The following is a 213-nucleotide window of genomic DNA, read 5'->3' as shown; positions in this document are numbered from 1 at the left end:
CTTAGGCTTTCGGCGGACAAGATTCTCACTTGTCTTTTCGTTACTCATACCGGCATTCTCACTTGTATACCGTCCACCAGTCCTTGCGGTCTGACTTCAACCTATATACAACGCTCCCCTACCCAAGTCGCAGCCTTCACTTCAATCTGGTGTTTTTAGCTTGGGCATTTGGTCAGAAATCTTGAACAACCTATGAGGTTGATTCTGACTAAT

At 45.5% G+C, this 213-nt stretch carries 1 rRNA gene; it reads right to left on the bottom strand.

What is annotated here, in order from left to right:
• Nucleotides 1-213, bottom strand: a 23S ribosomal RNA gene (locus M3194_RS31135); the annotation flags it as partial.

Source organism: Paenibacillus glycanilyticus, assembly GCF_023715145.1.
Lineage (GTDB): Bacteria > Bacillota > Bacilli > Paenibacillales > Paenibacillaceae > Pristimantibacillus > Pristimantibacillus glycanilyticus_A.
The sequence above is the reverse complement of the archived record's forward strand: the minus strand, read 5'-3'. Positions and strand labels throughout refer to the sequence as shown.